Annotated in this window: 15 protein-coding genes; 6 read left to right on the top strand and 9 right to left on the bottom strand. The window is 73.7% G+C overall.

The window, feature by feature from the left end; translation table 11 throughout:
* Positions 1 to 37: 37 nt before the first annotated feature.
* The gene (gene thrS / locus AB0C22_RS19340; protein ID WP_357536217.1) at positions 38 to 1,252 is read right to left on the bottom strand and encodes a threonine--tRNA ligase; all 1,215 of its coding nucleotides are present in this window, start codon (positions 1,250 to 1,252) and stop codon (positions 38 to 40) included.
* A gap of 319 nt (positions 1,253 to 1,571) precedes the next feature.
* On the bottom strand, positions 1,572 to 1,850 hold the full coding sequence (locus tag AB0C22_RS19335; protein WP_208568609.1) for an excalibur calcium-binding domain-containing protein: 279 nt from the start codon (positions 1,848 to 1,850) through the stop codon (positions 1,572 to 1,574).
* An 827-nt stretch (positions 1,851 to 2,677) separates the two neighbouring features.
* Between AB0C22_RS19335 and AB0C22_RS19330 the strand changes: the two genes are divergently transcribed.
* Complete coding sequence (locus tag AB0C22_RS19330; protein ID WP_219467023.1) at positions 2,678 to 3,313, top strand: DedA family protein; 636 nt, start codon at positions 2,678 to 2,680, stop codon at positions 3,311 to 3,313.
* Between the two features lie 54 nt (positions 3,314 to 3,367).
* Complete coding sequence (locus tag AB0C22_RS19325) at positions 3,368 to 3,700, top strand: helix-turn-helix transcriptional regulator (protein WP_219467021.1); 333 nt, start codon at positions 3,368 to 3,370, stop codon at positions 3,698 to 3,700.
* Positions 3,701 to 3,820: 120 nt separating this feature from the next.
* Here the strand turns inward: AB0C22_RS19325 and AB0C22_RS19320 are convergent, their stop codons facing one another.
* The gene (locus tag AB0C22_RS19320) at positions 3,821 to 5,224 is read right to left on the bottom strand and encodes an NAD(P)H-quinone dehydrogenase (RefSeq protein ID WP_219467012.1); all 1,404 of its coding nucleotides are present in this window, start codon (positions 5,222 to 5,224) and stop codon (positions 3,821 to 3,823) included.
* A 106-nt stretch (positions 5,225 to 5,330) separates the two neighbouring features.
* Between AB0C22_RS19320 and AB0C22_RS19315 the strand changes: the two genes are divergently transcribed.
* Positions 5,331 to 5,786, top strand: a complete 456-nt coding sequence (locus AB0C22_RS19315) for a gamma-glutamylcyclotransferase (RefSeq protein WP_208568612.1) — start codon at positions 5,331 to 5,333, stop codon at positions 5,784 to 5,786.
* 138 nt (positions 5,787 to 5,924) lie between these two features.
* On the opposite strand, the gene AB0C22_RS19310 is transcribed toward AB0C22_RS19315, so the two are convergent.
* The 4 genes from AB0C22_RS19310 to AB0C22_RS19295 form a co-directional block, all read right to left on the bottom strand.
* Positions 5,925 to 6,881: a GNAT family N-acetyltransferase gene (locus tag AB0C22_RS19310; RefSeq protein ID WP_357536214.1), complete on the bottom strand. Its 957-nt coding sequence runs from the start codon at positions 6,879 to 6,881 to the stop codon at positions 5,925 to 5,927.
* Positions 6,882 to 7,121: 240 nt separating this feature from the next.
* On the bottom strand, positions 7,122 to 7,871 hold the full coding sequence (locus tag AB0C22_RS19305; protein WP_208568668.1) for a hypothetical protein: 750 nt from the start codon (positions 7,869 to 7,871) through the stop codon (positions 7,122 to 7,124).
* Positions 7,872 to 7,902: 31 nt separating this feature from the next.
* Positions 7,903 to 8,931 carry a hypothetical protein gene (locus AB0C22_RS19300; protein ID WP_357536212.1) on the bottom strand — a complete coding sequence of 343 codons (1,029 nt, stop codon included), beginning with the start codon at positions 8,929 to 8,931 and terminating at the stop codon, positions 7,903 to 7,905.
* Positions 8,932 to 8,934: 3 nt separating this feature from the next.
* Positions 8,935 to 9,564 carry an MBL fold metallo-hydrolase gene (locus AB0C22_RS19295; RefSeq protein WP_219467010.1) on the bottom strand — a complete coding sequence of 210 codons (630 nt, stop codon included), beginning with the start codon at positions 9,562 to 9,564 and terminating at the stop codon, positions 8,935 to 8,937.
* Between the two features lie 121 nt (positions 9,565 to 9,685).
* On the opposite strand from AB0C22_RS19295, the gene AB0C22_RS19290 reads away from it, so the two are divergent.
* Complete coding sequence (locus AB0C22_RS19290; protein ID WP_219467009.1) at positions 9,686 to 10,702, top strand: DUF4349 domain-containing protein; 1,017 nt, start codon at positions 9,686 to 9,688, stop codon at positions 10,700 to 10,702.
* On the opposite strand, the gene AB0C22_RS19285 is transcribed toward AB0C22_RS19290, so the two are convergent.
* Together AB0C22_RS19285 and AB0C22_RS19280 are read right to left on the bottom strand one after the other, a co-directional pair.
* Entirely contained in the window at positions 10,659 to 11,921 is a 1,263-nt protein-coding gene (locus AB0C22_RS19285; protein ID WP_208568617.1) for an amidohydrolase, read from the bottom strand. The two genes, AB0C22_RS19290 and AB0C22_RS19285, sit on opposite strands and share 44 nt — an antisense overlap.
* Positions 11,922 to 12,593: 672 nt before the next feature.
* On the bottom strand, positions 12,594 to 14,177 hold the full coding sequence (locus tag AB0C22_RS19280; protein ID WP_219467006.1) for a methylmalonyl-CoA mutase family protein: 1,584 nt from the start codon (positions 14,175 to 14,177) through the stop codon (positions 12,594 to 12,596).
* A gap of 230 nt (positions 14,178 to 14,407) precedes the next feature.
* On the opposite strand from AB0C22_RS19280, the gene AB0C22_RS19275 reads away from it, so the two are divergent.
* The gene (locus tag AB0C22_RS19275; protein ID WP_357536351.1) at positions 14,408 to 16,549 is read left to right on the top strand and encodes a protein kinase; all 2,142 of its coding nucleotides are present in this window, start codon (positions 14,408 to 14,410) and stop codon (positions 16,547 to 16,549) included.
* Between the two features lie 115 nt (positions 16,550 to 16,664).
* Entirely contained in the window at positions 16,665 to 18,341 is a 1,677-nt protein-coding gene (locus tag AB0C22_RS19270; RefSeq protein ID WP_357536209.1) for a phospho-sugar mutase, read from the top strand.
* The last annotated feature ends 125 nt before the right edge of the window (positions 18,342 to 18,466 follow it).

Raw genomic sequence — 18,466 nt, 5'->3', positions numbered from 1 at the left:
CGGGGGCCGGGGGGACGACCCTCCGGCCCCCGCACCGTCAGCCGGCGGGGAGCAGTTGCGCCGAGCGGGCCGCGACCACCGCGCCGATCAGCCGCACCGCGTCCGCCGCCGGCATCGGGTCGAGGCTGCGACCGTCGCGCAGCCGCAGGGCCACCGCGTCGTCGGCGGCCTCGCGGGCCCCGACCACCCCGACGTACGGCACCCGGCGGCGGGCCGCGTCGCGGACCCGGGCACCCAGCGAACCGCCCGCGTCCACCTCGACCCGCAGCCCGGCGTCGACCGCCCGGCGGGCCACCCGGTCCACCGCGTCGGCCTGCCCGGCGTCGACCGGCAGGAGCAGCAGCTGCACCGGGGCGTACCAGGGCGGGAAGGCGCCCTCGTGCGCCTCGATCAGGTAGGCGAACAGCCGCTCCATGCTCCCGACCAGGCTGCGGTGCACCAGCACCGGTCGTCGCCGGGCACCGGCCGCATCGGTGTACGACAGGTCGAACTTCTCCGGCTTGTCGAAGTCGATCTGCACGGTGGAGATGGTCGACTCCCGGCCGGCCGCGTCGATGATCTGGATGTCGATCTTCGGGCCGTAGAAGGCGGCCTCACCGGGGACCTCCACGTGGTCCACCCCGTCGAGGGCGGCCCGGAGCAGCTCCTCGGCGCGCGCCCAGGACGCGTCGTCCCCGACGTACTTCGCGCCCGGCCCGCGCAGCGACAACCGGAACCCGGCCGGGCGGACGCCGAGCGCCGCGTGCGCCTGGTGGATCAGCCGCAGGATCTCCCGCACCTCGTCGCCGACCTGCTCCAGGGTGCAGAAGTTGTGCGCGTCGTTGAGCGAGATCGCCCGCACCCGGGCCAGCCCGCCGAGCACCCCGGACCGTTCCGCCCGGTACATCCCGCCCAGCTCGCCGACGCGCAGCGGCAACTCCCGGTAGGAGCGGCCCCGGGCCCGGTAGACCAGTGCGTGGTGCGGGCAGAGCGCCGGCCGGAGCAGCAACTCGTCGTCACCCATCCGCATCGGTGGGAACATCTCGTCGGCGAAGTGGCCGAGGTGCCCGGACAGCGCGAACAACTCCCGCCGGCCCAGCGGTGGCGAGTAGACGTGCTGGTAGCCGGCCCGGCGTTCCAGCTCGCGGACGTACTCCTCGACGGCGTGCCGGGCCGCCGCGCCGGCCGGCAGCCAGATCGGCAGCCCGGCCCCCGCGAGCGGATCGGAGACGAACAGGTCCAGTTCGCGGCCGAGCCTACGGTGGTCGATCATGTCGCGCTCCTTGATCGGGTACGACCCGGAGGCGACCGTGCCCGCGACGCCACGAGGCCCCGGGCGGATCGCCCGGGGCCTCGTCGACGGTGAACGTCAGTGCGGCACGCCGGGATCTCCCGGCGTCGTGGTCACCACAGCACTGCGCATACCGTCACCGTACGAGCCCGGCGACGCCCGGGGCGAACGCTTTACGGCCGACCGGCCTGCGGCGCGCGGTCCCCCCGGCCCCGCGCTGTCCGGCACGGCGCGCGGCGCGGCGCGGTCCGGCGCTGCGGTCCGGCGCTGCGGTCCGGCCCTGCGATCCGCTGCGGCACGGTCAGCGCTTCTCGCAGGCGACCTTGTCCTTGTCCCGGTCCAGGTGGGTGTTCTTCGCGTAGACCGAATCCGACACGGTGAAGTTCGTGACCGGCTTGGTGCTGCCCCGGACCTTGTCCTTCGCGCCCTTCTTGCCCACCCCGTGCTTGTACTTCTTGTTCAGTTCGGTGCAGTTCTTGTACTTCGTCGCCGCCGCCTCGGCCGGGCCGGTCACGACGACGAGGGTGCTGCCGAGCGCCAGGGTCACGGCGAGCGCGCCCCGCACCAGGATGGAAACCATCTACGAGCCTCCGAAAGGAATGTCGGTTGAGCCCGGAACGCTATCCGGGCGACACCGGCGGGTGGGGCGTCGTGTCCCCGGGCCGACAGCCGGTGTGTCCGAACGATGATCACCGGTCGGCCGGTAGCGGCGCGACGCCGCTGTGACGGCCGTGAGACGTCGTACGACCCGCGCGGCCGACCGCCGGGAAGGGGGAGGGTGCCCGGCTCGACCGGGTGCGGGTGACCGGCGCAGCCGGGGCCGGGCCGGCGGCACCGGTCCGACCCGCCGGGTCGTCGCCGCGCGGCTGGGGTCAATCACCGGGTCCGGGCCGGTGACGGCGATACGGTTGGCTCAGTTGCCATCGTCAGAATCGACAGCCGTCATGATCAACGATCATCATCCGTGGCCGGCGCAGAGCGGGGGACCGGACCGGATCCGACGCTCACCGGTGTGGCGTTCCCGCTGGTCAGCACGCGGCTGTCCGGGTTCACCGGGGCGGAGATTAGGAGGGTCGCCGGCACGGGACCTGCCGGCGACCCACGGCGGCCCGCTCGTCAGGAACGGGGGACCCGACGGGTGGGGGGCCGCGTACCCAACGGTACGCCGACGACCGACGATCCGCCGACCCCCTCCGGGCGGCGAGCGGCGAACGGCGGACCGCGAGCGGCAGACGGCAGGCGGCCCTCCCCGCTGCTACCGGTGGCACACGGCGCGCAGTCGCGCGGTCTCCCCAGCAGGCACCGGTGGTGTCCGTGGTCACCACCGGCCGGTCCGGTCGCCGGTGCGGGCGAAGCCACCGGGAGGCTCGGTGCCTGGAATCGGCCCTGACCGGCGAGGTGGCAGTCGTGCCCGAGCTACTCACTGACGTCGCATCGCCCCTGCTGGCGTACCTGCTGCTGATGGGCCTGCTCGTCGCGGACGCCTTCGTGCCGGTCATCCCCACCCAGGCCGTCATGATCACCGGCGGTGCGCTCACCGTGGTGGGTGGGCTGAGCCTGCCGTTGACCATCGGCGTCGGGGCGCTCGGCGTCTTCGTCGGCGACCTCGCCTGCTACCTGCTCGGCCGCAGCGCCCCGGACCGGCGACAGGCCCGGCACGTCGCACCCGGTCGGGCCCGTCGGGTCGCCGGTCGGGTCACCCGGGGGCTGCGCCGCCCCGGACCGCTGACCATCCTGCTCTGCCGGTTCGTGCCCGGCGGCCGGATGGCGGCCTGCTTCTCCGCCGGCCGCAGCCGCTACCCCTACCGGCTGTTCCTCTGCTACGAGGCGCTGGCCGCCGTCGGCTGGGCCAGTTACGGGGCCATGGTGGGCCACCTCGGTGGCACCGCGCTCACCGGATCGGCCTGGCGGTTGGGGCTGGTCGCGGCAGCAGCGGCGGTCGGGTTCGGGGCGGCCGGCTGGACGATGACCCTGCTCAGCGCCCGCGCCGCCAGCCGGGACACCCGCACCGACCTGAGCGCGTCCACATCCCCACCGGCATAAGGTTTGCTTATATTGACGGGGTGTGGGACATCAGACTGCATCCTGAGGTGGACGATGAGCAACGGATCCGACTGGCGTGAGGTCAAAGCCAAGGCCCGCGAGCTGGACCCCTCCTGGGAGGACCCCGAGCGGATCGCCCGGCGCAGCCGGTTCCGCGAAAAGATGCTCGCCTCGGTGAGCGGCGCGCAACTGGCCGAGATCCGCCGGCAGCTCGGCATGACCCAGCAGCAACTCGCCGAAGCATCCGGCCTGTCCCAGGCCAGGATCAGCCAGATCGAGACCGGCGAACACACCAGCCTGGAGACCCTTCGCGCGTACGTCACCGGACTTGGCGGCCAGGTGGACGTGGTCGTCCGCATCGGGAACATCCAACTCAACGTGGCCTGAGATGCCACCGCCGGTCGGCTTGTCGGTCGACCGGCAACGCACGTCAGCCTCCACTGCGGCTGACGTCGCACGGTCGGGCGTCGGTCAGCTGCTCGACCGACGCCCGCCGAGGTCACCGGGTCATTCGAGTTCGTGCAGCATCAGCTGGCGGGCCGCCTCGGTGATCGAACCGGACAGGCTCGGATAGATGGTGATGGTCTGGGCCAACTCGTTGACGGTGAGGTTGTTCTCGATCGCCATCGTGATCGGCAGGATCAGCTCGCTGGCCTTGGGGGCCACCACCACCCCGCCGATCACCTGACCGGTCGACGGACGGCAGAACAGTTTGACGAAGCCGTCGGCCAGGTCGTCCATCTTCGCCCGGGCGTTGCCGGTCAGCGGCAGCATCACCTGACGGGCCAGGGTCCGGCCGGCGTCCGCCTCGTCCTGCGAGACACCCACGGTGGCCAGCTCCGGGTCGGTGAAGACGTTCGCGGCGACGGTCCGCAGCCGCAGCGGCCGGACCGCCTCGCCGAGGGCGTGCCACATCGCGATCCGGCCCTGCATGGCGGCCACGCTGGCCAGCGGCAGCACGCCGGTGCAGTCGCCGGCGGCGTAGATGCCGGGGACGTTGGTACGCGACACCCGGTCGACCGTGACGTAACCGCCCTTGGCCAGCTCGACGCCGTACTCGGCCAGGCCGAGGCCGGCGGTGTTCGGGATCGAGCCGACGGCGATCAGGGCGTGCGAACCGGTCACCACCCGCCCGTCGGAGAGGACCACCTCCACCCCGTCGTCGGTACGCCGGACCGCGTCCGCCCGGGAGTTGTTGAGGATGCTCATGCCCCGGCTGCGGAAGACCTGCTCGATGGCCATCGCCGCGTCGGCGTCCTCGTGCGGCATCACCCGGTCCCGGCTGGAGACCAACGTCACCTCGACCCCCATCGCCTGGTAGGCGCTGGCGAACTCGGCACCGGTGACGCCGGACCCCACCACGATCAGGTGGCTGGGCAACTCGGGCAGGTCGTACACCTGCCGCCAGGTGAGGATGCGCTCCCCGTCGGGCAACGCGGTGGGCAGCTGACGCGGGGTGGCGCCGGTCGCGACCAGCACGGTGGACGCGGCGATCGAGTATTCCTCGCCACCGTCGGTCGGGGTGACGACGACCCGGTGGGTGTGACCCAGGGTGTCCTCGCCGAGTCGGGCGGTGCCCGCGACGAAGGTCACCCCGGCCTTGATCAGCTTGGCGTGGATGTCGGCGGACTGGGCCAGGGCGAGCCGCTTCACCCGCTCGTGCACGGCCCGGGCGTCGACCGTGACCGCCTCCAGGCCGTCGGAGTGGATGCCGAACGCCTCGGTGTCCCGGTAGCCGGTCACCACCTCCGAGCTGGCGATGAAGGTCTTCGACGGGACACAGTCGGAGAGTACGCAGGCACCTCCGGCGCCGTCGGCCTCCACCACGGTGACGTCGGCGTCCAGCTGGGCGGCGACCAGGGCCGCCTCGTAGCCGGCCGGCCCCCCGCCGATGATCACGATGTGGCTCACAGCCCTCGCCCTCTCTCGGTGTTCACAGTGACTTTCTTCTCCCGAACCCGTGCGACACGCACCGTCGTATTCTCCCCCACCCGTCTGCCGGGCTATCGTCATCGCCGTGCGTCACTACGCGGCCTACGGCTCAAACCTGGACCCTGCCCGGATGCGTGCCTACTGTCCGCATTCGCCGATGGTGGGCGTCGGCTGGCTGGAGGGGTGGCGGCTGACCTTCGCGGGCGAGGACGTGATCGGCTGGGAGGGGTCCGTCAGCACCGTGGTCGAGTCCCCGGGCGACCGGGTCTTCGTGGCGCTCTACGACATCGACCCGTACGACGCCGCTCAGCTCGACGAGTTGGAGGGCGTCACCGCCGGCACGTACCGCAAACTCACCGTGCGGGTCTTGACGCTGGACGGTGACGTGACCGCCTGGGTGTACGTCTTCGACGGCTACGAGGGCGGCCTGCCGACCGCCTGGTACCTGTCGGAGATCGCCAACGCCGCCGAGAAGGCGGGCGCACCCGACGACTACGTCTCCGAGCTGCGGTCCCGCCCCACCGGCACCGCCTCGGCGTAACGCGTGTCGCACCCGTCCAGTGTGCTACCGGCGTCGCTGACGCCCGACGGCGACCCCGTCGGGCGTCAGCTCCGGCACACACCGGGCCGGCCGGGACAGCCGGGCACGCACCGGGGCGGCCGGCGCGTGCCGGGCCGGTCAGGTGGCGGGCACGCTCCGCTCGTACAGATCGATCCAGCGGGTCTCGCGTAGCCCCACCGCGCGGTAGAGGGTGACCGGCGTCGTGGGGTTGGCCAGGTCGAACCCCAGCCCGGCGTGACCCCGGCCCTTGGCCGCGTAGACGGCGAACGCCCGCCGCAGCAGCGCCGCCCCCACCCCGCGCCGCCGGTACGCGGGCAGCACCGACAGCGTGCGCACCCAGCCCATGTCCTGTTCCAGCGCCTGGTCGGACGAGTTGAGCGCGCCCGCCGGCTCGCCGTCGACCTCGGCGAGGAACCACTCGTCCCAGACCCGCCCGCCGTCGGTGAGCCGGTCCCGCCAGCCCTCGAAGCCGATCGGCTCGTAGTCCGGGGTGTCCCGGAACGCCGTGTCGTGGATCCGGTGGAACAGCCGTAGGTCGGCCTCGTCGTCGGGGCGCAGCGGCCGGACGGTCACCCCGGGTGGAGGTGGCGGCTCGGCGGGCAGGTCGGCCAGCGACTGGCTCATCCGCAGGTACCGTTTGGCCCGGGTGAAACCGGCGGCGGTCAGCTCACCGGCCCAGCGGGTCTCCGGCGGGCAGGCGGCGGCGCGGACGGTCAGCGCGGGCCGGCCCCGCTCGGTGGCGCGTTCGGCGATCCGGCGCAGCATCCGGTCGAGCAGCACGGCCCGCTGCTCCGTCGCGCGCTCCGGATCGACGAAGACGTCGAGGTATTCGCGGCCCACCCCGGTCGGGTTGTCGACAAGGGTCCAGCCGACCACCTGCTGATCAGGATCGGTCAGGACCCAGGAGTCGTGCTGCGGGTCGAAGAACGGCGCGGTCAGCGCGGCCCGGACGTCGTCGGCGTCGAAGTCGGGGTGGCCGATGGCGAACGTGTCGGCGGCGTGCACCACGGCGAGCAGCGCGGGCACGTCGTCCAGGGTGGGGCGGCGGGCGGTCCAGCCGGCGGGGAGCGTCACGCCGCAGATCCTGGCAGCCAGCCCGCCACCCCGCCGCTGATTTTTCGGGTCGCCGACCGGTCGCACCGAACTGCCGGTCGCACCGGGCCGGGCCGGACCGGGCTGGGACCGGCCGCACCGCACCGGGCCGGCTGGGACCGGCCGCACCGGGCCGCGCCGGGACCGGCCGCACCGGGCCGCGCCGGGACCGGCCGCACCGGGCCGCGCCGGGACCGGCCGCACCGGGCCGGCCGGGATCGGTCAGCCGTCCGCTTCGGCGCGGAGCCGGGCCCGCACGTCGGTGAGCAACTCGATCAGCTCCCGGCCCTCGGCCGGGGGGAGCGCCCGGAACCCGGCCGAGGCCAACCGGTCGGTCACCGCCTCGGCCCAGAGCCGACGCCGCACCAACGGCCCGACCGGCGGGTACGGCGGAGACCACCCGCACGCCGCCGCCCCGGCCTCCCCCTCCGGCCCGGCCAGTACGGCCTCCAGCGGTGTCATCCCGGCCGCCCGCACCGCCAGCAGGTAGGCCCCGACGAAGTGTTCCCGCAACAGCAGCAGTGCCACGGCAGCGCGGGCCCCCTCGGTGTGCTCGGGCAGCGGCATGGCCCGCCAGGCCGCGAAGAGCGGCATGCCGGTCGCGTCGGCGGCGGCCACCACCCGTTCCAGCAGGGCCGTCAGCCGGGGTGTGTCGGGCAGGTCGTCGAGGTGCTGGGCACCCCACCGGCAGCACTCGGTCAGGTTCGCGGTGGCCACCTCCAACGGTCGGACCACCCGCACGGCGGTGTCCCACCCGTCGGCGACGGCCTCCGGGGCGAGGAACCCCAGCGCCGCCGCCACCGTCTCGGCGCGGATGTCACCCAACGCGCCGGCCCGCCCGGTGACATAGAACGCCCAGCCGGGAATACCCATCGTCCTGGCCCGCCGCAGGGTCCCCGGGCAGCGGCTGAACAGCTCCCCCAGCTCCAGCACGGCGGGTTTGCTGCCGGCGGCGACCTGTTCCGGCGTCATCCCGACCGCCCGATGCACGCATTCATCGTGTTCAGTCTGCCCCCTCAGCGTCCGCCGTGGGGTCCGCCTCCTCGGCGTCCGCCGCCTCGATCACCCCCTCGACCTCCCCGGTGCGGCGGCGGGCGGCGGTGAGTGCCCGCTCAGCCGCCCGACGGGCCAGTTTGGCCCGGCTCAGCTCCTGTTCGGCGGCGGCCCGGCGGCGTTCCAGTTCGGCCAGTTCCCCCTCGATCCGGTCGAGCGCGTCGGCACCCGCCCGCTCGGCCGTCGCCGCACCGTCCAGGTCCTGCTCCGCCTGCCGCTGGGCGGCCCGCGCCGCCGCCAACTCCCGGTCCAACGCGCGGCGACGCCTGGCCCGTTCGGCCTGGGCGGCCCGCGTCGCCACCCGCTCGTCACGGGCCCGTCGCGCACCGCCCCGGTCCGCCTCCCGCGCCGGTACGCGGCCAGCCGCCGCCCCGGCACCACCGGCCGCCGTCCCACCCCCGGCCGCCCGCGCGCCACCACCAGCCGCCGCCCTGCCACCGGTCGCCTCCTCGGCGACGCCGCCGGTGACCAGCCGCAGCTGGGGGCGGGGCACCTCGCCGAACCCGGAGTGGTGCACCGCCCGCAGCAGCCGTCCGGACCGGACCTGCCCGGCCACCCCGGTGTCGGCGAGCGCGGCGTGCAGGGTGGCCTCGACCTCGGCCAGTGGTAGTCGGGTGGCCGGCGGTGCGTCGGGAATGTCGGCGACGATCCGGCGTACCTCGGTGACCAGCGCGGCGACCAGTTCCCGCCGCTGGGCGGACAACTCCCGCAGCCGGGCACCCTCGAGATCGCGTTGGGCGGTGCGCAGCGCCTCGGCCAGCGGCCCGAGGTCGGCGACCAGCTCGGGCCGGTCCAGGGCGAGCAGGTTCACCAGCCAGGCCGCCACCGTGGGCCGCTTCCATCCGGCGATCCGCCGGGCGGTGGCGACGTCCCCGACCCGGCGGGCCTCGGCGACGGCGGCGTCCCGGGCGGCCACGAACCGGTCGGGCGGGGTGCGGTAGAGCTGCCGGGCCAGCGTGGACTCGTCGTCGACGGCCACGGCTCAGGCGTCGATCCGGCTGCCCGGCTCCAGCCGCTGGTAGTCGGTGCGGGACAGCGCGGTGTACTGCCGGTCGAGCACGCCGTACCCGTTGTCGTTGAGCAGCGCGTCGTGCAGGGCGTACGCCCGGCGCGGGGCGACCGCCCGGATGAAGTCGACCACCTCGGAGAACTTCGACCAGGGTGCGTGGATCGGGGCGAAGAGCGTGTCCACCTCGACCCCCTCGGGGACGTACAGCGCGTCGCCGGGGTGGTAGACCGTGCCGTCGATCAGGTAACCGATGTTGTCCACCACCGGGATGTCGGGGTGGATCACGGCGTGCCGGCCACCGACGGCGCTCACCGGGATGCCGGCGGCGGTGAACGTGTCACCCGGGGTGACCGGGGTGAGGGCCGCCGCGGCGTCGCCGAGGACGGCACCGAGCGCCGCCGGGCCGTACACCGGGACGGGTTCCCGGTCCAGCCGGCGGGCGAGCGCCGCCGTGTCGAGGTGGTCGGGGTGTTCGTGGGTGACCAGCACCGCGTCCGCCCCGTCCAGCGCCGCCGCCTCGCTGAACACGCCCGGATCGACGACCAGCACCGCCCCGTCGCGTTCGATGCGCAGACAGGAGTGCGAGAACTTGGTGAGCCGCATCGTGACTCCTCGCTTATCGAATCGTGATGTCCTCAGCGCAGTCTGCCGGAACCGGGGCGGCCGTGCGCCGCGTCCGAGCTATCGCCCCGGAACCGGGGGACGGACGACGACGGGAGCGGGGATGACACTGGGGACAGCGGCCGGTGGGGCACGGGCCCTGGCGGCGATCGGGTTGGCGGCGCTGCTGCTGGCCGGGTGCGGGGCGGGCGACCGCGACGGCAGTTCGGCCGGTTCCGCGCCGCAGGAGAAGGCGCCGGCGCAGGGGGCACCGGGCGGCGCGGCGCCGGACCGCGATGCGGCGAACGGACAGGCCGGTACGGGCGCGGCCGACCTGCGGGTCGACCAGCGCGCGATCATCTACACCGGAACGATGCGGGTGCAGGTGGACGACGTGGAGGCTGCCGCCCGGCGGGCGGTGGACGCGGTCACCGCCACCGGCGGGTTCGTCGGCGGCGACCAGCGTCGCAGTGTCGACGCGTCCGCCCAGGCGGAGCTGCAACTGCGGGTGCCGGCGGCGAAGTTCACCGCGCTCGTCGACGAGTTGGCCACCTACGGTCGGCAGCAGCGCCGGGAGATCCGTACCCAGGACGTCACCGAGGAGACCGTCGACCTGGACGCCCGGATCGTCACCCAGCGGGCCCGGGTGGACAGCGCCCGCCGGCTGCTGGCCCGGGCCGACACGGTGGCGGAGCTGGTCTCGTTGGAGAACGAGGTGACCCGCCGGGAGGCGGACCTGGCCTCGCTGGAGGCGAAGAAGCGTCGGCTGGCCGACCTGACCGCGCTCTCCACGATCACGGTGACCTTCGTCGGCCGGGACGCCTCGACGGCCGACGACGAACCGGCGGACCGGACCGGGTTCATGGTGGGCCTGCGCGGCGGCTGGACCGTCTTCCTCGCCTCGATGGGCGTACTGCTCACCGTGCTCGGGGCGCTGCTGCCCTGGCTGCTGATCATCGGGGTGCCCGTGACGGCGCTCGTGGTGGTGCTGCGGCGGCGGGGCCGGCGGCGGCAGCCCCCGCCGCCGGCGGGGCCGGTCGGCGGGGGACGCGCACCGATGCCTGGTGGACCGGGCGGCGGGGGTCACCCGCCGGCTCCTACCGGGCCGCCGCCAGTGCCCGCAGCGCGGTCTGCACCATGACGCGCACGCCGACCGGGATGGCCCGCTCGTCGACGTCGAAGGACGCCCGGTGCAGGTCCATGGTGGGGCCCCCGGCGCGGCCCACGCCGAGCCGGGCCAGCGCACCGGGGACGTGTTCGAGATACCAGGAGAAGTCCTCGCCGCCCATGCTCTGCGGGGTCTCCGCGATCCCCTCCGGGCCGAGCGCGGCGGCGGTGGCGGCGGTGAGGATGCCGATGGCGCGGGCGTCGTTGCTGACGGGTGGCCGGCCGCGCAGGTATTCCAGGTCGACGGTGGCGCCGGTGGGCGCGAGGACGTCCCGGACGACCTGAGCGACGATCTCCGGGGCCCGTTCCCAGGTGTCGCGGTCCATCACCCGCAGGGTGCCGGCCGCGCACGCCTCGGACGGGATGACGTTGTACCGGGTGCCGGCCGAGGCGTGGCCGAACACCAGCAGCAGCCCGCTGTTGGCCGGCACCCGGCGGGTGACCAGGGCCGGGACCTCGGTGACCAGCCGGCCGAGCGCGTCGACCAGGTCGACGGTCAGGTGGGGGCGGGCGGTGTGCCCGCCCGGCCCGGTGAGCTTGACGGTGACGTTGTCGGCCGCCGCGGTGATCGGACCGACCCGCAACCCCACCCGGCCCACCGGCTGGTTGGGGTCACAGTGCAGGGCGAAGATCTGCACCACGTCGTCCAGGCCGCCGGCCTCGATGACCTCCAGGGAGCCGCAGGGCAGGATCTCCTCCGCCGGCTGGAAGATCATCCGGACCCGGCCGTCGAGCTGGCCGGCGTCGGCGAGCTGGGCCAGCAGCATGCCGACGCCGAGCAGCACGGCCGTGTGCACGTCATGGCCGCAGGCGTGGCACACCCCGTCCACCGTGGACCGGTAGGAGACGTCCTTGACGTCGGTCAGCGGCAGGGCGTCGATGTCGGCGCGGAGCGCCACGACCGGGCCGTCGGGCCGCCCGTCGATGTCGCAGATCACCCCGTTGCCCTTGGGCAGCAGTCGGGGATGCAGCCCGGCGAGGGTGAGTTCCCGGGCGATCAGCGCCGCCGTCTCGAACTCCTCACCGGAGAGTTCCGGGTGGGAGTGGAGGTGGCGGCGGGTGGCGATCAGGCCGGGTACCCGCAGCGCGAGCAGGTGATCCAGATCGTGGGGCAGGGGCTGGGACCCGGACGGCGCCTCCGCCCAGGACGACGCCAGCTGGCTGCCGTTCGGCAGCGTCAACGCACTCGTCACGTCGAATTCTCGATCACTAGAAATGGATGGATCATCGGGGAGGACAGCAGACAGCCTAGACCTCCGACGGTGACGCTGCGCAACCTCGTTACGGTAGTGATCGGAGCGCACAGCGTCACGTAAGCCCTGGTGGGAGGGGTCAAATATCTGCGGGACAGCAGGTAGATCGCGGTCGGACGCCGTCATCTGCCCCCCACCTCCTACAACGCGTAACCGATTGGGCGGTCGCGAAATCGGCGCCGATCCGGGGCCGTCGTACCCGAATTGTCGCATTGGTCGCCCCGGTCGACCGCCGGTCCGACAATTAGCCGACGCCGCCGGGTGAACAGCCGGTGCCCGACGGTGACACGGCGTCTCCGGGCCCGCGCGGACATGCTGTCCGCCCCGTCCACCCGTCCGGGTTTACCCACGAACCCCGCACCGCACGCCCCGGCCACCCGAGCCGCCCCGCCGCCTGCCGGGCCGACCTGGCACACCACCGCAGGCTGTCACCGACGGTAGCCCCGGGCGCGTCGGCCTGGCGACCCCTAGCGGCCCAGACCGGACGACGACGGCGACCCCTGCCGGCAGCGGACTGCCGGCGGAGGTCGCCGTGCGGATCAACGTGGGGCTCGGCCCACCCGCCGGGTCGCGGGCGGCACACCGGCCGGGACCGCAGCGGTCGGACCGGGGTCAGAAACGGTCGCTCGGGCGGTACGTCCCCCAGACCTGGCGCAGCAGCCCGCAGACCTCACCCACCGTGGCCCGGGCCCGCAGCGCCTCCTTCATCGGGTAGAGCACGTTCTCGTCCCCCTCGGCGGCGGCCCGCAGCTCGGCCAGCGCCCGCTCGACCGCCCCGGCGTCCCGCTCGGCCCGCAGCCGGGCCAGCCGTTCCGCCTGGGTCGCCTCGATCGTCGGGTCCACCCGCAGCGGCTCGTACGGCTCCTCGGTGTCGATCTGGAAGCGGTTCAACCCGACCACCACCCGCTCCCCCGCGTCGATCTGCTGGGCGAACCGGTAGGCCGACTGCTCGATCTCCCGCTTCTGGAACCCGGCCTCGATCGCGTCCACCGCCGAACCGTGGTCGAAGACCCGGTCCATCAGGTCGTTGACCGCCGCCTCGATCTCGGCGGTCATCGCCTCCACCACGTACGACCCGGCGAACGGGTCGACGGTGGCGGTCAGGTCCGTCTCGTACGCCAGCACCTGCTGGGTACGCAGCGCCAGCCGGGCGGCCTTCTCGGTGGGCAGCGCGATCGCCTCGTCGAAGCTGTTGGTGTGCAGCGACTGGGTGCCGCCGAGCACCGCGGCGAGCCCCTGCACCGCCACCCGGACCAGGTTCACCTCGGGCTGCTGGGCGGTCAGCTGCACCCCCGCCGTCTGGGTGTGGAACCGCAGCATCATCGACTTCGGGTCCTTCGCGCCGAAGTCGTCACGCAGCAGCCGGGCCCAGATCCGCCGGGCGGCGCGGAACTTCGCGACCTCCTCCAGCAGGGTGGTGCGGGCCACGAAGAAGAACGACAACCGGGGGGCGAAATCGTCGACCGCCAGCCCGGCGGCCAGCGCCGCCCGGACGTACTCGACCCCGTTGGCCAGGGTGAACGCGATCTCCTGCGCGGGCGTCGCCCCGGCCTCCGCCATGTGGTAGCCGGAGATGGAGATGGTGTTCCACTTCGGCACCTCCTTGCGGCAGTACGCGAAGGTGTCGGCGACCAGCCGCAGCGACGGCTTCGGCGGGAAGATGTACGTCCCCCGGGCGATGTACTCCTTGAGGATGTCGTTCTGGATGGTGCCGTTGAGCGCCGAGCCGGACAGGCCGTTCTCCTCGGCGACGAGCTGGTAGAGCAGCAGCAGCACCGAGCCGGGCGCGTTGATGGTCATCGAGGTGGAGACCTTGTCCAGCGGGATGCCGGCGAAGAGCAGCCGCATGTCCTCGATGGAGTCGATCGCCACCCCGACCTTGCCCACCTCGCCGCTCGCGATGGCGTCGTCGGAGTCGTACCCCATCTGGGTGGGCAGGTCGAAGGCGACCGACAGGCCCATCGTGCCGGCCTTCAGCAGCTGGTGGTAGCGCGCGTTGGACTCGGTGGCGGTGCCGAAGCCGGCGTACTGGCGCATCGTCCACGGCCGGGAGGTGTACATCGTCGGGTAGACCCCCCGGGCGTACGGGTACTGGCCCGGTTCGCCGAGGCGGGAGTCCAGCTCCGGGGGGAGGTCCGCAGCCGTGTAGACGCCCTTGATGGGGAACCCCGACTCGCTCGCCCGCGCTTCACTCATCCAGGGATGGTAGGACGCCCGGCGGCATCGGTGGGGTGAGGGATGGCGCACATCTCGGTTCGGCATCGGTCGACGGCAGGTGAACGGCCAGGTACACACCGTTCGGCATGGCGGTCGGTAGCGTCGGATAGGACAAAGGTCCGCCGCGTCGGGTTTCGCATCGGGCGTCGGAACCAGCAAGATAGAGACGTTGTGTCCCAGCCCCCTCGACTTTCCCGGTGGCTTTTCCTGTGACTCAGATCCCGACGTGGAGCGGCGGACCAGTGAGTCCTCCCAACGGACGCGCAGCACCCGGCACCATCATCGGCGGCCGGTACGAGTTGCGCTCCTCGGTGGGCAACGGCGGCATGGGCACGGTCTGGCGCGCGACAGACACCCTGCTGCGGCGCGACGTGGCGGTCAAGGAGGTCGTTTTGCCGCCCGGGCTGGCCCCCAGCGACCGGGACGCGATGTACGAACGCACCCTGCGCGAGGCGCGTGCCGCCGCCGCGATCCAGCACCCGGCCGTGGTCCAGGTCTACGACGTGGTCACCGAGGGTGGCCGGCCGTGGATCGTGATGGAGCTGCTGGACGCCCGCAGCCTCGCCGACATGGTGATCGAGGACGGCCCGGTGGCCGGACGCGCGGTCGCCAAGATCGGCATCGCGCTGCTCGGCGCGCTGGAGGTGGCGCACGCCAACGGGGTGCTGCACCGTGACGTCAAGCCGGCGAACGTGCTGATCTGCACCGACGGCCGCTGTGTGCTGACCGACTTCGGGGTGGCCCGGATGCCCACCGACGTCCAGCTCACCACCCCCGGGATGGTGCTCGGCTCGCCGCACTTCATCTCCCCCGAGCGCGCCATGGGGCAGGATTTCGGCCCGCCCAGCGACCTGTTCTCGCTCGGTGTGACCCTCTACACGGCGGTCGAGGGGCGGCCCCCGTTCGACAAGGGCGACCCGATCGAGACCATGCACGCGGTCGTCGAGGACCCGCCGGCCACCCCGCAGCGCAGCGGCCCGCTGACCCGGGTGCTGATGGGCCTGCTGGAGAAGGACCCGGCCCGCCGGCTCGACGTGCACACTGCGCGGGCGATGCTGCGCGAGTTGCTCGCCGGCCCGCTGACCAGCACGGCGACGGCGGTCAACTCGATCACCGACCCGTACTCGGTGGTGCCGGTGCAGCGCCCGTCGGGGCCGCCGGCCGTCACCGCGCCGCCGGCCGAGTCGAAGCCGAGCGGGCAGATCGGTGGCCGGGCGATGCTGGCCGCCGGTGAGTCGCTGACCGACCGGCTGGCGAAGCTGCGCCGGGGTGAACGCCCCGAGCCGGTGGCGACCTCGGCCGCCGCCCTCGACGACACCAGCGCCGACGCGTTCGCCGGCCCGCTGCACACCCCGACCGATGCGATGCCGGCATCGGGCGGGCCCACCGTCGACCCGCTGCCGACCCGCCCGACCGCCGGGACGTACGGCCGGCCGGAGGCCACCCAGCGGATCACCCCGAGCGCCGCCCCGGAGGCCACCCAGCGCATCGGTGGCGGCACCACCGACGCCACCCAGCGCATCGGCGGGGGCCCCGAGCCGGCCCGGGCCGGCTACGGGACGGCGGAGCCGACCCAGGCCATCTACGGCGGTGGCGGCAACTCCGAGCAGACCCAGGCGGTGTACGGCGGACAGTGGTCCATCCCCGGCACCGGCCAGTCGTGGACGTCGCCACCCGCGCCGCCGGGCGGGGCCGACGGTGGCGCGCTCGGCCGGGCGAAGGGTGCCGGCGGTCGACTCGTCGGCACGGTCAAGGGCTGGCCGCGCAAGCTCCAGCTCGCGGCGGCCGGCGGCCTGGCCGTGGTGTTGCTGATCGGAGCGGTGGCGCTGTTCAGCGGCGGCGACCCGGAGTCGACCCCACCCCCGCAGGCCGGCCCGAGCGCACCGGCTGCGGGTGGCGGCGAGCTGCCGCCGATGCAGGAGCACAGCGCCCGGGGCATCCGGGTGAACGTGCCGAAGGGCTGGCAGCGGGCGACCGGCGGGGTCTACATCGACTACGTCGACCCGCAGGACAAGGGGCGCAAGGTGCGCATCCTCACCGAGAAGTTCGGCGGCTCCTCGAGCCGCTGGGTCGAAGTGGCAGCGGACGGCCTCCGCAAGCGGACGAGTTCCTGCGCCAGGCCCTACGAGCAGCTGGCGATGGGCGAGAAGAACCTGGCCGGCAAGTCGGCCGCCGAGTTCGAGTACACCTGCGGCGACGGCGGCGACAAGCGGCACGGGGTGTGGCGTGGGGTGGTGCACGAGGGGAAGGTCTACTCGTTCTATCTCACCGCCAACGACGCCAAGTTCGCCGAGAGCAAGCCGATCTTCGACGAGATGGTCAAGTCGTTCCAGCTCACCGGCTCCAGCTGAGCCGGCTCGCGAGAGCCGACTGAGCCGGCTCGTGGGGCGGGCCGGACCGGCCCGCCCGGCAAGGTGATCCGGGTCGACCGGACGCGGTGATCCGCCGTCGTGCTATCAAGAGGCAATGGTGGCGGAAAGCACTGACCTCGACCGGATGCGCGACCAGGCTCGACGCTGGCTCGACGACGACCCCGACCCGGCCAGCCGGGACGAGCTGCGGGCCGTGCTCGACCGGCTGCCGGCCAGCGCGCCGGAGCTGGCCGACCGGTTCGCCGGCCCGCTGACCTTCGGCACGGCCGGGCTGCGCGGCCCGCTGCGCGCCGGGCCGAACGGCATGAACCTCGCGGTGGTCACCCGGGCGGCGGCCGGGCTGGTCGGCTGGCTCGCCGCCGAGGGCGGCGAGGGTCCGCTGGTGATCGGGTACGACGCCCGGCACGGTTCCCGGGAGTTCGCCGAGCGCACCGCCCAGGTCGCCACCGGCGCGGGCCGGCCGGCGCTGCTGCTGCCCCGGCCGCTGCCCACCCCCGTGCTGGCGTACGCGGTGCGCAGGCTCGGCGGGGTGGCCGGGGTGATGGTGACGGCCAGCCACAACCCGCCGCAGGACAACGGCTACAAGGTCTATCTGGGTGCCCAGCTCGGTGGGGCGCTCGGCACGGGGGCGCAGATCGTGCCGCCCGCCGACGCCGGTATCGAGGCGGCCATCCGGGCGGTCGGCTCGCTGGCGCAGGTGCCGTTGGGGCCGCCCGGCCAGGTGCTCGGCGACGACCTGGTCGCCGCGTACGTGGAACGGGCCGTCGCGGTGATCGAAGCGGGCGGACCACGTGACCTGCGGGTGGCGTACACGCCATTGCACGGGGTGGGGGCGGCGGTGCTGACCGCGACCTTCGCCCGGGCGGGTTTCCCGACCCCGGGGGTGGTGCCCGACCAGGCGGAACCGGACCCGGCCTTCCCCACCGTCAGCTTCCCCAACCCGGAGGAGCCCGGCGCGGTGGACCGGTTGGTGGCCCTCGCCGACGCCACCGACGCCGACCTGGCGATCGCCAACGACCCGGACGCCGACCGCTGCGCGGTGGTGGTCCGCGAGCCGGCCGGCACCGGGACGGGGTGGCGGATGTTGCGCGGGGACGAGGTGGGGGTGCTGCTCGCCGACCACCTGATGCGGCGCGGCGTCGACGGCCTGTACGCGACCACGATCGTGTCGTCGTCCCTGCTCCGGGCGATGTGCGCGGCCCGGGGCCGGGCGTACGACGAGACGTTGACCGGGTTCAAGTGGATCGTCCGGGCCGGGGGTGGGACGCCGCCGCTGGCGTACGGCTACGAGGAGGCCCTCGGCTACTGCGTGGCCCCCGAGCACGTACGCGACAAGGACGGCATCACCGCCGCGCTGACCGTCGCCGAGCTGGCCGCCGGGCTGAAGGCGCAGGGGCGCACCCTGACCGACCGGCTGGACGAGCTGGCTGCCGAGTTCGGCGTGCACCAGACCGACCAGTTGTCGGTCCGGGTGGACGACCTGCGGATCATCGCCGACGCGATGGCCCGGGTCCGGGCGGCCACCCCGACCACGCTGCTCGGTGCACCGGTCACCGAGGCGCAGGACCTGCTGCCCGCCGCCGACGTGGTGATCCTGCGTACCGCCGCCGCCCGGGTGGTGATCCGCCCCTCGGGCACCGAGCCGAAGCTCAAGGCGTACCTGGAGGTGGTGGAGCCGGTCGCGGACGGGGACGTGCCGGCGGCCCGCACCCGGGCGGCGGCGGCGCTCACCACGCTACGCACCGAGATCGCCACCGCCCTCGGCATCTGACCCCGCCCACCACGCGCCGCGCCGCATTCTCCGCCACGCACTGCGCTGCATTCCCGCCACGCACCACACCGCATTGCCCGCCACGCACCGCACTGCATGATCGACTCAGTTTCCTGGTTGTAGTG

It is taken from the genome of Micromonospora sp. NPDC048894 (assembly GCF_040649765.1).
In the GTDB taxonomy this organism is placed as follows: domain Bacteria; phylum Actinomycetota; class Actinomycetes; order Mycobacteriales; family Micromonosporaceae; genus Micromonospora; species Micromonospora antibiotica.
Note: the sequence above shows the minus strand (reverse complement) of the source record. Positions and strands in the feature narration are given on the sequence as shown.

Excerpts from the sequence above, each read along its gene's own strand:
- thrS (WP_357536217.1), bottom strand. The coding sequence starts at position 1,252 with ATGATCGACCACCGTAGGCTCGGCCGCGAACTGGACCTGTTCGTCTCC.
- AB0C22_RS19335 (WP_208568609.1), bottom strand. The coding sequence starts at position 1,850 with ATGGTTTCCATCCTGGTGCGGGGCGCGCTCGCCGTGACCCTGGCGCTC.
- AB0C22_RS19325 (WP_219467021.1), top strand. The coding sequence starts at position 3,368 with ATGAGCAACGGATCCGACTGGCGTGAGGTCAAAGCCAAGGCCCGCGAG.
- AB0C22_RS19305 (WP_208568668.1), bottom strand. The coding sequence starts at position 7,871 with ATGACGCCGGAACAGGTCGCCGCCGGCAGCAAACCCGCCGTGCTGGAG.
- AB0C22_RS19295 (WP_219467010.1), bottom strand. The coding sequence starts at position 9,564 with ATGCGGCTCACCAAGTTCTCGCACTCCTGTCTGCGCATCGAACGCGAC.
- AB0C22_RS19290 (WP_219467009.1), top strand. The coding sequence starts at position 9,686 with ATGACACTGGGGACAGCGGCCGGTGGGGCACGGGCCCTGGCGGCGATC.
- AB0C22_RS19280 (WP_219467006.1), bottom strand. The coding sequence starts at position 14,177 with ATGAGTGAAGCGCGGGCGAGCGAGTCGGGGTTCCCCATCAAGGGCGTC.
- AB0C22_RS19270 (WP_357536209.1), top strand. The coding sequence starts at position 16,665 with ATGGTGGCGGAAAGCACTGACCTCGACCGGATGCGCGACCAGGCTCGA.